14 protein-coding genes and 2 tRNA genes are annotated in these 13,695 nt (G+C 36.8%); 6 read left to right on the top strand and 10 right to left on the bottom strand.

Annotation, left to right across the window (positions count from 1 at the left end):
* The first annotated feature begins 154 nt into the window (after window positions 1-154).
* The 5 genes from IE155_RS07915 (at window position 155) to IE155_RS07935 (ending at window position 4,253) form a co-directional block, all read left to right on the top strand.
* Window positions 155-231 (top strand) — tRNA-Arg (locus IE155_RS07915).
* Window positions 232-388: 157 nt separating this feature from the next.
* A tRNA-Arg gene (locus IE155_RS07920) sits at window positions 389-465 on the top strand.
* Between the two features lie 598 nt (window positions 466-1,063).
* Complete coding sequence (locus tag IE155_RS07925) at window positions 1,064-1,324, top strand: OadG family transporter subunit (RefSeq protein ID WP_229817149.1); 261 nt, start codon at window positions 1,064-1,066, stop codon at window positions 1,322-1,324.
* An 11-nt stretch (window positions 1,325-1,335) separates the two neighbouring features.
* On the top strand, window positions 1,336-3,111 hold the full coding sequence (gene oadA / locus IE155_RS07930) for a sodium-extruding oxaloacetate decarboxylase subunit alpha (RefSeq protein ID WP_189377706.1): 1,776 nt from the start codon (window positions 1,336-1,338) through the stop codon (window positions 3,109-3,111).
* Between the two features lie 8 nt (window positions 3,112-3,119).
* The gene (locus tag IE155_RS07935) at window positions 3,120-4,253 is read left to right on the top strand and encodes a sodium ion-translocating decarboxylase subunit beta (RefSeq protein ID WP_189377707.1); all 1,134 of its coding nucleotides are present in this window, start codon (window positions 3,120-3,122) and stop codon (window positions 4,251-4,253) included.
* Window positions 4,254-4,355: 102 nt separating this feature from the next.
* Here IE155_RS07935 and IE155_RS07940 read toward each other — a convergent pair whose 3' ends face one another.
* The 9 genes from IE155_RS07940 to napE form a co-directional block, all read right to left on the bottom strand.
* On the bottom strand, window positions 4,356-5,147 hold the full coding sequence (locus tag IE155_RS07940) for a transporter substrate-binding domain-containing protein (protein WP_189377708.1): 792 nt from the start codon (window positions 5,145-5,147) through the stop codon (window positions 4,356-4,358).
* 171 nt (window positions 5,148-5,318) lie between these two features.
* Window positions 5,319-5,972 (bottom strand): pyridoxamine 5'-phosphate oxidase, encoded by a 654-nt coding sequence (gene pdxH / locus IE155_RS07945; protein WP_189377709.1) that lies wholly within the window; start codon window positions 5,970-5,972, stop codon window positions 5,319-5,321.
* Between the two features lie 116 nt (window positions 5,973-6,088).
* Window positions 6,089-6,298, bottom strand: coding sequence for a PA3496 family putative envelope integrity protein (locus tag IE155_RS07950; RefSeq protein WP_189377710.1), 210 nt, complete (start codon window positions 6,296-6,298; stop codon window positions 6,089-6,091).
* 156 nt (window positions 6,299-6,454) lie between these two features.
* Window positions 6,455-7,045, bottom strand: a complete 591-nt coding sequence (locus IE155_RS07955; protein ID WP_189377711.1) for a cytochrome c3 family protein — start codon at window positions 7,043-7,045, stop codon at window positions 6,455-6,457.
* A gap of 9 nt (window positions 7,046-7,054) precedes the next feature.
* A complete protein-coding gene (locus IE155_RS07960; RefSeq protein ID WP_189377712.1) occupies window positions 7,055-7,546 on the bottom strand; it encodes a nitrate reductase cytochrome c-type subunit in 492 nt (163 codons plus the stop codon).
* Window positions 7,547-7,555: 9 nt separating this feature from the next.
* On the bottom strand, window positions 7,556-10,054 hold the full coding sequence (gene napA / locus IE155_RS07965; protein WP_189377713.1) for a nitrate reductase catalytic subunit NapA: 2,499 nt from the start codon (window positions 10,052-10,054) through the stop codon (window positions 7,556-7,558).
* Window positions 10,055-10,058: 4 nt separating this feature from the next.
* The gene (locus IE155_RS07970; RefSeq protein ID WP_189377714.1) at window positions 10,059-10,373 is read right to left on the bottom strand and encodes a chaperone NapD; all 315 of its coding nucleotides are present in this window, start codon (window positions 10,371-10,373) and stop codon (window positions 10,059-10,061) included.
* A complete protein-coding gene (napF, locus tag IE155_RS07975; RefSeq protein ID WP_189377715.1) occupies window positions 10,366-10,899 on the bottom strand; it encodes a ferredoxin-type protein NapF in 534 nt (177 codons plus the stop codon). The genes IE155_RS07970 and napF overlap by 8 nt, the downstream gene beginning before the upstream one ends.
* A gap of 14 nt (window positions 10,900-10,913) precedes the next feature.
* Window positions 10,914-11,075 carry a periplasmic nitrate reductase, NapE protein gene (napE, locus tag IE155_RS07980; RefSeq protein ID WP_189377716.1) on the bottom strand — a complete coding sequence of 54 codons (162 nt, stop codon included), beginning with the start codon at window positions 11,073-11,075 and terminating at the stop codon, window positions 10,914-10,916.
* A 183-nt stretch (window positions 11,076-11,258) separates the two neighbouring features.
* On the opposite strand from napE, the gene IE155_RS07985 reads away from it, so the two are divergent.
* The gene (locus IE155_RS07985; protein ID WP_189377717.1) at window positions 11,259-13,439 is read left to right on the top strand and encodes a tRNA(Met) cytidine acetyltransferase TmcA; all 2,181 of its coding nucleotides are present in this window, start codon (window positions 11,259-11,261) and stop codon (window positions 13,437-13,439) included.
* An 11-nt stretch (window positions 13,440-13,450) separates the two neighbouring features.
* On the opposite strand, the gene IE155_RS07990 is transcribed toward IE155_RS07985, so the two are convergent.
* Window positions 13,451-13,648: a hypothetical protein gene (locus IE155_RS07990; protein ID WP_189377718.1), complete on the bottom strand. Its 198-nt coding sequence runs from the start codon at window positions 13,646-13,648 to the stop codon at window positions 13,451-13,453.
* Between the last annotated feature and the right edge of the window lie 47 nt (window positions 13,649-13,695).

Genomic DNA, 13,695 nt, shown 5'->3' on the forward strand with positions numbered 1-13,695 from the left:
ACCGAAATGTGAATTCATTCGCTATCTTATAATCAAGATATAAAATAATGGTTTATTGCGAATATGTAGTTTGCTGGATAGGAATATTTGGTAATGATGGCTACGAATTGGTTCGCTATCTTTATAATCAAGATATAAAATAATGGTTTATTGCGGACGCGTAGCTCAGCTGGATAGAGTACCTGGCTACGAACCAGGCGGTCGCAGGTTCGACTCCTGCCGCGTCCGCCACTTTTCTTCAGGTGGTAAAATAAAGAAGAACAGCTACTATTAACGCTGTTAAAAAATTATAGAACGTGAATATATAAGTTTACTGTATAGAGATATATTAAGGTCTACGAAAAGTTCACTATCTTTATAATCAAGATATAAAATAATGATTTATTGCGGACGCGTAGCTCAGCTGGATAGAGTACCTGGCTACGAACCAGGCGGTCGCAGGTTCGACTCCTGCCGCGTCCGCCACATAGAAAAACCAGCCTTATGGCTGGTTTTTTTTCATCTTTAACATATCAANATAGAAAAACCAGCCTTATGGCTGGTTTTTTTTCATCTTTAACATATCAAGCCCCCTCAAAACTATTTAATCATGAGAAGCATTCTTATCTTCATTATATTAGAAAATATTCTTATAAAAATTATTATATTTGGAAGTAAACGCTATACTCATTTAGATTGATGATTTAGGTATAATGATTAATTCATTTTCTAGATTTATATTGACGGCGAATAACCCATTTTAGTTCATATTACCAATATCGATAACTTACGGTTTTGGTTTTTGAATCGAGTTAAGTGTTATATTATTTTGTATACAAAATAATATAACTGACCTCAACCTCTTTGTAGGTAAGAGTTTTCTATTGTATACAATGCGTTTTTTGTTATATCAAATGTGAATAAATATCAAAAAAGTCTGCATATATAGTTAATTTACATACTTTGTACTATTGACTTAAATTTATTTTTATGAATTCAACATATTTAAGTTGCTTTTTACTTATTGGAGTGATTATTCTAATTCTATAATAAATCTTATGATGAGGGGAAAATGGATAACTTGATGCAACTTTTTACGGAAGCAGGTACTTTAATGCTTGCCGGTATGGTGTTTGTTTTTGTTTTTTTAGGTTTGCTAGTGGTTTTTATAAATACAGTACTAGTAAAACTAGCTCAAACATATCCTGATCCTGTCGTTCAGCGAAAACCTCAACATAATTCAATAAATAAAAAAGAAGCGCATGACGGTGTTTCCCCCAGTATCGTTGCTGCAATTAGTTCAGCTGTTACTCAGTATCGTCAGCAACATTCTAAAAAGAAATAGGAGTATAAAACATGTCAAAACCACTAGGTATAACTGAAGTTGTTTTAAGAGATGGTCATCAATCGTTACTTGCCACCAGACTTCGTTTAGAAGATATGTTGCCTATTGCGTCAAAACTAGATGAAATTGGTTTTTGGTCAATTGAATCATGGGGAGGTGCAACGTTTGACTCCTGTATTCGTTATTTAGGAGAAGATCCTTGGGAACGTATTCGTGCCTTAAAAAAGGCAATGCCAAATACTAAGCAACAAATGTTGTTTCGCGGACAAAATATTTTAGGCTACCGCCATTATGCTGATGATGTTGTGGAAAAATTTGTTGAACGTGCTCATATAAACGGAGTGGATGTCTTTCGTATTTTTGATGCGATGAATGATGTTCGAAATCTTCAAACATCAATTAAAGCCGCTGTTAAGGTGGGTGCTCATGCCCAAGGAACATTAAGTTTTACTGAAAGCCCTGTTCACACTCTAGAAGGTTGGCTAACTATGGCCAAACAACTTGAAGATATGGGGGCTCACTCGCTCTGTATCAAAGATATGTCTGGTTTGTTAAAACCTTACTATGCGGCTGAGCTAATAAGTCGATTAAAAGAAACGGTTACATTACCCATTGCGTTACATTGTCATGCAACAACAGGTTTAAGTGTGGCTACACATATGAAGGCAATAGATGCAGATATTGATGTGATCGATACTTCAATTTCTTCAATGAGTCAAACCTATGGTCATTCACCAACAGAAACCATAGTTTCTATAGTTGAAGGTACTGAACGTGATACTGGCCTAGATATGGTCAAGCTTGCAGAAGTTGCCGCATATTTTAGAGACGTAAGAGAAAAATACGCACGCTTTGAAGGTAGCTTAAAAGGGGTGGACGCACGTATTCTTTTGGCACAAGTTCCTGGTGGTATGTTAACGAATATGGAAAGCCAACTTAAAGAGCAGGGCGCTGCGGATAAGTTAGATGCAGTGTTAACTGAAATACCTAAAGTAAGAAAAGACCTTGGTTATATCCCATTGGTTACTCCTACTTCCCAAATAGTTGGTACACAAGCAGTACTCAATGTATTAACCGGTGAGCGCTATAAAACTATAACCAAAGAAACGGCAGGAGTGCTTAAAGGAGAGTATGGAGCCACAGCCGATAAAGTTGATGCTGAGTTACAAGCACGCGTTTTGGATGGAGCAGAGCCAATCACTTGTCGACCTGCAGATCTACTTAAACCTGAAGTAGAAACAATATCCGCTGAGTTAACAGCAATTGCCGATGAAAAAGGCATTAAATTAGCGGATGATATTATTGATGATGTTTTAACATATGCCTTATTTCCACAAATTGGATTGAAGTTTTTAGAAAACAGAAATAATCCTGATGCATTTGAGCCTGTCCCCACTAAGTCACCAGAAAAAAGAGAGGCATCAGCTGAAGTTAAAGCGACTAAAACTGAAAACTATGCCGTGAGTGTTGATGGGAAAGTTTATGATGTTATCGTAGCACCTGGTGGCTCTATTGATAGTGTTAAGCCTGCAGTTAGTGGAGAAGTATTAAAGCAATCTGCATCAGTCAGTGCAGGTGAAACATTAAATGCACCTTTAGCTGGAAATATATTTAAAGTACTCGTTAGTGAAGGTGATCATGTTGAAGCTGGCGAAGTTGTAATTATTATGGAAGCGATGAAAATGGAAACTGAAATTCGCGCAGTTAATGGTGGTGAAATTGTATCACTGAACACCAAAGAAGGTGACGCTGTCGCTGTTGGTGACCCATTAATTACATTGGCATAGGTGGGAAAATGGAGTCGTTAAATACATTATGGTTATCCACTGGTCTAGCTAATTTTGAGTTAGGACAAGTGATAATGATGCTTGTTGGCTGTTTGTTACTATTTCTTGCTATCGCAAAGAATTTTGAACCGCTATTACTTTTACCTATTGGTTTTGGTGCTATTTTAACTAATATTCCCGTAGCGGGTTTTTCAGAAGTAGGTGGACTACTGCATTATATTTACTATATTGGGATTGATACTGGGGTTTTCCCATTATTAATTTTTATGGGTGTTGGTGCGATGACCGACTTCAGTGCGTTAATTGCTAACCCTAAAGTATTATTTTTAGGAGCTGCTGCTCAGTTCGGTATTTTTGCCACCTTATTTGGCGCGATAGCTTTAAATGCCATTCCAGGTTTTGAATTTACCATGCAAGATGCGTCTGCTATTGCAATAATTGGTGGTGCTGATGGTCCAACGGCTATTTTCTTAGCGTCGAAACTAGCGCCTGAATTATTAGGGGCCATAGCCGTTGCTGCCTATTCTTATATGGCGTTAGTACCTATTATTCAACCGCCTATTATGAAAGCATTAACGACACCAGAAGAGCGTAAAATTGTAATGGGACAATTACGTCCTGTTACAAAAGTTGAAAAAATTGTTTTCCCGCTCGCTGTTTTGTTGATGACAATATTTTTCCTGCCAGCAGCTACACCACTAGTGGGAATGTTTTGTCTTGGTAACTTAATGAGAGAGTGCGGTGTAGTCGATCGTTTAAGCTCAACAGCTCAAAATGAGTTAATCAATATCGTCACTATTTTCCTTGGCTTAGGTGTTGGCTCAAAACTTAGTGCGGATGCATTCTTAAATGTTGAAACGTTAGGGATTTTAGCTTTAGGTGCTGTTGCATTCTCTATTGGTACTGCGTCAGGTGTTTTAATGGCAAAGTTAATGAATAAGTATACTAAGGCTCCCATTAACCCTCTCATTGGTGCTGCGGGGGTTTCAGCGGTACCAATGGCGGCTAGAGTTGCGAATAAAGTTGGCTTAGAAGCTAATCCTCATAATTTCTTATTAATGCATGCTATGGGGCCAAATGTTGCAGGTGTTTTAGGCTCTGCGGTAGCGGCGGGTATTTTATTAGCGCTTGTTGGTAGTTAACCATTCAAATAAATAAGTCAAAATATCAATAAAAAGCCAGCATATAATTTGCTGGCTTTTTCATTAGGAACATCAGATTTTGGAGTGTTGTGAAAGCTAAACTTAAGGTTTAGTACTTTCTTTTGTTGATTGTGTATTGATGCCTATAGTGTCTTTTGGATTATATGGAACTTTCCCTTGGGGTGGTAATGTATTGTAATTGCCATAGCGTTTAAAAGTATTTTTAGTGGCCATTTTAAGGATTTGTATATCTAACTTTTCTTTTAGCAATTGTCCTTGCTTAGTGTTGGCTACAGCAAATGTTGCTGGCATACTCTCAAGAAATCGGTAGTAAATAGGGCTTTGTAAATACTTTTGAATACTCGACATGGTCGCTATTCTTTCAAATACAATTGCTTTAAGTCGTCCTTTATCCATCATTTTTACCAATTGTTCTAAGCTTGCTACTTCAAGAAATTTATCTAAAGGAATATTCAATGCTTCTGAAAAAAAGGCGGCGTTACCTACCAGCGTTCCTAAGCTTTTAGGGGGAATGGAATCACTCGATAAGTACTTTGTGTGTGGACTATAAATATCTACATTATTATCAAATGACCAATCAAGCTCTAAGCCATATTGATAAAAATCTTTTGTTTCCAGTCCTTTAGGGATTAAGCCAATAATATCCAAGCGTTCATTTTCTAGCTCTTTCTTTGCTCTTGCATACGTCATTACTTGAATTTGAAAATTGAGTTCAGATATATTCGCTATAGAATTAAGTAATTCAGTACCAATACCTTGTCCATTTTCATCAAATACGGGGGGAAAAGGTTCTACACCTACAGTGAGTTTTTGGGCAGCTGTACATGCTACAGTTACTGTCAATAATCCCACTAAGAAAAAATGTTTTAGCATATTTAGCGCTTTATTAAATGACTACTTAATGATTAATTATAGCATAGACGTTATAATGGAAGAAGTCACTGCTAACTGGTATGAGCAGACAGTTCATTTTATCTGCAATAAATCAAAAGTTTATACAAGTATTTTTAAGCTGTTCGTTTGATTCTAGTGGTCCCTATAAAGTTAAGGATTTAGCTTAAAATGATTCCATTGGGATTGTTGTTTTTCAAAACATAATCGATCATGAAGTCGACTCGCACGACCTTGCCAAAACTCAACATAATGAGGTTTTACGCGCCATCCACCCCAAAAGTCAGGTAATGGTACGTCTTTACCCTTAAATAACTTTTCATAATAATTAAATTGTTGTTGTAGTTCATTATCTTGTGATAATTTCTGGCTTTGATGAGATGCCCATGCGCCAATTTGACTACCACGATCTCTGCTACGAAAATAGTTAGCAGACTGCTGAGCAGAAATTTTCTCTACTGTGCCTTCTATACGAATTTGACGTTGCAGTACATTCCAATGAAATAATAGAGCAACTTTATTATTGCCTTCTAAATTCTGGCTTTTTCGACTGCCGTAATTGGTATAAAAAATAAAACCTTCTTCGTCGAACTCTTTAAGTAACACCATTCTTGAGCTGGGTTGTCCATTGTTGTCAACGCTAGAAACAGACATAGCTTCAGGTAATAAAATTCCAGCTTTGTTGGCATCATCAAACCATTGTTGAAAAAGTTCGGTTGGGGTAGTGTCGGACGTTAATTCTGGTAATGGTAGTGCTACGCCTTGGCCAAAAGTAAACAAACAACGTAATTTTTCAAGCAACGTCATAAGAGAAGTGTTCTTTGTATTTATGTAATAGGTATTTTAGCAGTAATCATCATTACCTTGTATGATTATATGCACTAATTTTATCTTTTTCTTTTGAATGATAGTAATCACTAATATCACCAATCATCAGTGTCATCTAATAATTCTTTTAAACGCTTCTTTTCTAATAGATCATCAATACGTTTTCGAACTTGAGCGGATTGGCTTTGCTTTTTACGAGCTTCGATTGAGTTATCGTGATCAATAGTTTCATTCTCATTGTCCACGTTATCATCTATATCGTCGTTTAAATCATCATTAAAATTATTAGTTGAGTCATACGTCATTTTATTAACCTACAAACAATATCAATCTGTTTGATATTTATTGACTATCTTAATGTGAAACATAGGTCTAAATAAAAAAAAATTCAATAAAAAAGTCAGTAAATTTACTGACTTTTTTGATATTTTATCACAATGTTAAATTTAGCTTTAAAAGACTTATTCCCAGCCTTCAACCCCTTTCATATCAGGCAATTGATGAGCAATACCTTTATGGCAGTCAATACAGGTTTTATCACCACTTGCCAGAGAGGTTGAATGTTGCTGAGATGCGCGAGGGCTTTGTGCCGTAAAATCCATATAATCAAAATTATGGCAGTTTCTACATTCTAAAGAGTCATTGGCTTTTAATCGTGTCCATTCATTTTGTGCTAAACGTTTCCGGTGAGCTAAAAACTTATCTCGAGTGTTAATCGTACCGAAAATTTTCCCCCAGACCTCTTTCGATGCCTGCATTTTTCGGGCTATTTTATCAGTCCATTTATGGGGTACATGACAGTCTGGGCAGGTTGCCCTTACGCCCGAACGATTTGAAAAATGTATAGTGGTTTTTAATTCTTCATAAACGTTATTTTCCATTTCGTGACAGCTGATACAAAATTGCTCAGTATTGGTTGCTTCAAGCGCCGTGTTAAAACCGCCCCAGAAGATAATTCCTGCGATGAAACCACCTATAACTAAGAAACCTAAACTAAAATATGCACTAGGTTTTTTTAACGTCTGCCAGCCAATTTGGATAATCTTTTTCATTGCTATCTCCTAGTCTTTAGCTGCACGCTTAGCTTTCATCAATGTATGCATATCAACAAAATCATTTTCAACTAATAATTTAGCATCGGTTTGTGTTGCATGACATTGATTACAAAAATAGCGGCGAGGTGATATTTCAGCTAAAAAATTACCGTCTCTGTCCATAAAGTGGGTCACACTTACCATCGGCGCTTGTGACTCTTCAGTACGACTTCGACTGTGGCATGACATACATTTGTTAGAGTTTAGGTTAACCTCATAATTACGCGTTTTATGCGGGATTACTGGAGGTTGCATGGGGTAATTTCGTGCTTGCTTTATATCTTTATTAATTACGTTTGCAATAGGTGATGGTGTCGCTTGGGTGTCGATACTTGTGCTAGCGCGTAAAGTTGCTATGTTATGGTTTTCTGCAATTACGTTAGTTACGAATAAAGTCGCTACTATAAGTGTTTGTATAGCTATTTTAGATATTTTAGCGATATTAATGATGATTTTCATGATTACCCCCTAAACCTTAACCACTTTGACAGCACATTTTTTGTAATCTGTCTGTTTTGATAAAGGGTCTGTTGCATCTAATGTTACTTTGTTAACTAATCGACTGGCGTCAAACCAAGGCATATAAACTAAACCTATAGGTGGTTTGTTTCGTCCTCTAGTTTCAATACGAGTTTGCACTTCACCTCGACGAGAAACAAGTTTGACTAAATCACCTCTGCGCATACCTCTTTTTTTAGCATCATCGGGGTGCATATACACAAGCGCATCAGGAATGGCTTTATAAAGCTCAGGTACACGTTGGGTCATTGAACCTGAGTGCCAATGTTCAAGTACTCGGCCTGTTGATAGCCATAGATCATATTCATCATCAGGGCTTTCAGCAGCAGGCTCATAGGGTAATGCAAAAATAACAGCACGTCCGTTTTTATGGCCATAAAACTCAAAATCACTGCCCGCTTTTACGTAAGGATCAGAGCCTTCTTTAAAACGACGAAGCGTTTCTTTACCATTAACTACTGGCCAGCGTAAACCTCGTTCTTGATGATAACGATCATAGTCTGCTAGATCGTGTGCTTTTCCTCGGCCAAAGCTTGCATATTCTTCAAATAAACCTTTTTGTAGATAAAAACCAAAATGGCGAGCTTCATCGTTAAGTCGGTCTTCTGGTATTTCATCGAGTGAGAATTTATTTACTTGACCATTTTTAAAAAGCACTTCGAATAAGTTTTTCCCTTTAACGCTTGGATCTTGTTCAATTAACTCTTTTGGCCAAACTTCTTCAATATTGAAACGTTTGGCAAATTCTAGTAATTGCCATAAATCAGATTTTGCACCTTTAGGTGCATCAACCATTTGATACCAAGCTTGCGTTCTCCGCTCTGCATTACCATAAACGCCTTCTTTTTCTACCCACATTGCGGTAGGTAAAATTAAATCAGCTGCTTGTGCAGTAACTGTTGGGTAAGGATCAGAGCAAACGATAAAGTTTTTAGGGTTGCGGTATCCAGGATACATTTCTTCATTAATATTGGCTCCCGCTTGCATATTGTTATTACATTGAACCCAATAGAAGTTTAATTCTCCGTCTTTTAATTTACGGTTTTGTAAAACGGCATGGTATCCTGGTTTCGGTGGAATAGTACCGTGAGGAACTTTCCATAATTTTTCTGCTTTATCACGATGAGCTTTATTGTTAACGACCATATCCGCAGGTAAGCGATGAGAAAAAGTGCCTACTTCACGTGCTGTACCACATGCAGAGGGTTGTCCTGTTAGCGAGAAAGGGCTATTGCCAGGGGTTGATATTTTTCCTGTTAATAAATGAATATTATATACGAGGTTATTTGCCCATACACCTCGAGTATGTTGATTAAAACCCATGGTCCAAAACGAACACACTTTAATTTTGGGATCCGCATAAAGTTCTGCTAATGCATTCAATTTATCGACGGATACGCCTGATAGTTCAGAAGTGTATTCGGCAGTATAGGTACTGACAAACTTCGCATACTCTTCAAATTCAATGGGCGTTGAATCTCCTGCGTTACTACCATTGTTTTTGGCCTTTTGCTCTAATGGATGTTCTGGACGTAAACCATAACCAATATCAGTAGCACCTAGCCTAAAGTTGGTGTGCTTATTAACAAAGTCTTTATTTACTCGATCCGTCTTAATAATGTAATTTGCAATAAAGTTTAGTATGGCTAAGTCGGTTTGCGGGGTGAAAATCATACTATTATCAGCAAGATCAGAACTGCGATGAGCAAAAGTAGATAAAACTGCCACTTTTACATGTGGCGAGCTTAAACGACGATCAGTAATACGCGTCCATAAAATAGGGTGCATTTCTGCCATATTTGAACCCCAAAGCACCATAGCATCAGTAGCTTCTATATCGTCATAACAGCCCATAGGTTCATCAATGCCGAAAGTGCGCATAAAGCCACCAACAGCTGATGCCATACAATGACGGGCATTAGGGTCAATGTTATTGGTTCTAAATCCAGCTTTCATTAATTTTGATGCAGCATAACCTTCAAATACCGTCCATTGTCCTGAGCCAAACATGCCAATAGCTGTAGGACCTTTGTCTTTTAATGTTTTTTTGGCTTTTTCTGCCATTATGTCAAAAGCAGCATCCCAAGATATAGGAGTAAAATCACCGTCTTTATCAAATACCCCATTTTTCATTCTTAATAAAGGAGTGGTTAATCGGTCTTTTCCGTACATTATTTTTGAAAGAAAATAGCCTTTAATACAGTTTAACCCTTTATTTACTGGCGATTTTATATCACCATGGGTAGCAACTACTTTGCCATCCATAACACCTACATTAACACTGCAGCCTGTCCCACAAAATCGACATGGCGCTTTGTCCCATTTGAGTTTTGTTATATCACTACTAGTAATTAAGTTAGTTGCGTTAGTTGGAATTGATACGCCAGCAACGGCAGCAGCAGCGGCAACAGCATTAGCTTTAATAAATTCTCGGCGATTAATAGTCATATACTCACCCTTTCCCTTCGGTTAGTAAATCTTCTGTTAAAAATTGATGATATACCGGAGACAGACTAAACAGGCCGGTATGATGTTTTAGTTGGTCAATTAAAAAACCAATTTTTTTCTGTGTTGAGGCTTCTAATGTAAAAACTATTTTACCTTCCTTACTAATTGCATGAATTTCAGCGCCTTCGATAAGCGATATGTCATTGGTAACATTCTCTATGCAATGCATTTGAGCATGTGCAACATAGCTTGCCACATGATACTCAACAGCTGGCTCTACCTTAGTTGATGTTTTAGCGGGTGTGTAAATTTCAGACATGGGTAATCTCTAATTTAGTAAGGTTGAGTGATATAGCATCTTGTGGGCAAGTTGAAATACAAGCACCACATTGGGTACAGTCAGCTAAATTAATGGTAGGTGTTGGAATGCTGCTTTTTTTAAAATCAAACACAATAGCGCTTGTTTCGCATACGTCCTGACAACTCTGACAAAAAATATTGTTTTCGGCTAAACACTGGTTATTAATTTCAAGCTGAGCTGGCCATGGAAGGGGATTGTTAGTTTTTATATCGTGCTTATCAACAAATAAAGGCTGTTGACAACTTGCATGACACTTATCACAGAAAGTACATTCATTATTTGAAAAGTCGATAGCTGGAAAGCCAGCATCATCTTTAATGATTATATTGGTTTCACAAGCTTCGATGCAGTCTCCACATTGAGTACAATTGCTTAAGAAGTGATCTTCATTTTTTATCCAAGGTAAACGTAATGAAGGAGTAGGGGGAGTGACTTTCCCTCTAAAAAGACGTCGTCTACTTGGGTTTTCTAGCTTATTATTCATGAGATGATATATTCTTATGAAGTAGGAGGGCCAAAAATCATTTGGCTGATCCAAATCATAAACCCGAAACCGCCGACAATAATTATTGAAAGAATTGGTGCTAAAAACACCGCAAGAAATACAAATGTATTCTTCTCATACTTTTTTATTTGCTCTGGGCTGTGGTTGTCACTCATTTTATTCTCCTTGTAGCTAGAAGGGTTTAATAATGACATGGCTTATAATGTTAAATGTTGATTGAAATCAAAGAAATATCCTTTAACTTAAGTCATCTCTAACTTATTGTTTTATGACACTCTAGTTTAGGTTTAGACAAATGCTTGCTAAACTTCAAGTAAATTAACTAAAGAAAGTATATTTTGACTACTCAAATGTTTCGTTTGTGGGTATCAGACCTTCGCCAAAAATTAGCGATATATAATCAACGCCGTTTGGTGGTGTTATGTGGTGATTTAACATGGTCAAATAAGCTAGTTGATGACTACCTAAATGATGAAGATTTTTATGCATCTAGTGTGAATCATAGAAGAATAATTGCTTTTGGTGAACAGTTTTGTGGCAAATCAAGCCTCATCATTAAGAATTATCGCCATCATTTAGGCACTGAAAATGATTTGGTGATTTTCGCCGATGATGAATTTCACCCTGATGCATTTGCCGCTTTAAGTGGGACCATTAAAGCTGGAGGTATCATGTTTTGGTTATGTTCACCTGACATGATAAATGATAAAGCTAGCTTATTTATTTCGCGTTTTTGGCAAAAAGTTGTTAATGATGAAAATGTCTTAATATTGAGACAAGAAAATAAAAAACTCCCCGATTTTAATATCACCTACACTGATAATAGCTTGTCTGAAATAGGAAATTTTAAACACCATAATTGTATCACCCACGATCAGCTTTTAGCAGTCGAAGCTATAGAAAAAGTGGCTAATGGTCACAGAAAAAGGCCGTTAGTGTTAACTGCTGACCGAGGTCGAGGTAAATCTTCAGCATTAGCGATTGCTGTGGCGAATCTATTTATGAGTCAACAGCAATCTACTAAGCTTAAACTGCTAATAACGGCACCACATCGCGATGCTGTGGCTGTATTTTTTTCGCAATTAGATAAAACTTGTGACAAAGGTAAATGCTCTGGTGATTACTTTACATATAAAAATCATAGTGTTGAATTTATTCCGGTCGATATCTTGGTGTTAGATAAGCCCAATGCACACTTATTATTAATTGATGAAGCCGCTGCCATTCCTATCTATTTATTATCAAATTTACTTGAGCGTTATGCTAGAGTTGTTTTCTCATCAACGGTTCATGGGTATGAAGGCGCGGGTCGTGGGTTTGCGATTAACTTTAAAAAAATTCTTGCAGATAAAACGCCTAACTTTGCCCAACTTCATATCCATCAACCGATCCGCTGGAGTGAAAATGATCCTTTGGAGCAGTTGATTTTTTCAAGTTTTTTGCTTGCTCCTAAATTAGCCCTTCTCAATGATGAAAAGAATTTGTTGTCTAATTACTTGCCTGCTAAAAAGGAGTATATGAGGCAAGTGAGCCAGAAAGAATTAGTCGAGAATGAATCACTCTTGCAAGAAGTCTTTAATGTGTTGGTCACTGCACATTATCAAACATCGCCTAGCGACTTAAAACTCTTATTATCAAATCAGGAGTTAACGATCTTCGTTAGTTTCGCTAGTAACCATTCAACAGTGCTTGCTGTGGCATTAGCACTGAATGAAAGTAATGCATCGCATACAGATATTCAATTAGCTTTAGCATCAAAAAAGCGTTTAAAGAATCAATTTTTACCACAGTCTTTATTGCTGCATTGTGGGGTGAAAACAGCGTTTGAATATAAGTATTTACGTATAATGCGAATTGCTGTTCAACCTGAACTTCATGGAAAAGGTATTGGTAGTGATTTATTAGCGCTCATAGAAGACTACGCGCTTAATAACGATTATGATTTTATAGGTACATCATTTGGTATTAACAAAAGTCTCGTTAATTTCTGGGGTAAAGCAGATTACCAGTTTGCGCGTATTGGGTTCAGTAAGGATAAAGCCAGTGGAGAGCATTCTTGTATCTTACTTAAAGCACTCTCAAGTACGGCTGATTCTAAGCTATTGAGTATTAATCAGCAGTTTTATCAGCGTTTTAACTATTATTTATCTGAACAGTTTCAAGAGCTTAATCCTGAATTGGTTCAGTATATTTACCAGCAAGTAAAACCTAAAATATTACCTAAACTATCTATTAATGATTTAATTGTGGTAGAAGATTTTGTTAATAAAGTGTCACTGTATGATGCCTGTGCTTTTTCATTAAGTATTTGGTTATCTAATGTGATAAGTACAAAGGCGAACCGCGCTGATAAGTTACCTATTGAATTACTCATTGCAAAAGTTTTACAACGGCGAAGTATAGCCGATTTATGCCGTCAATATCAGTTTACTGGTAAAAAGGCTTTAAATAATGCCCTTGTTGACCAAGCTAAACAGTTATATCTGTTAACGTCTAATTCTTCAAAGCTTATTGAGTAGCACAAAACTCGCTATGGCAGCATACTATGTAGATGTTCTTCACTACTTTGTAAAATAGTTTCCCATAACGCTTTTTTGGTTGAGTTATTTAAACATTTTAATTGATTTGCTGAAATCAAGCCGCTAGCAATAATTTTGGCAAGTAGGGCTTGAGTCAATTCTATTTGTACTTTTTCATTATCGATAGAAAATGTTTGAAAATATGTCATTATACCCCCTTGGTAATGTATGTGAGCACTTTGTATTTATAGAATGT

Source organism: Thalassotalea profundi, from assembly GCF_014653195.1.
GTDB lineage: Bacteria > Pseudomonadota > Gammaproteobacteria > Enterobacterales > Alteromonadaceae > Thalassotalea_B > Thalassotalea_B profundi.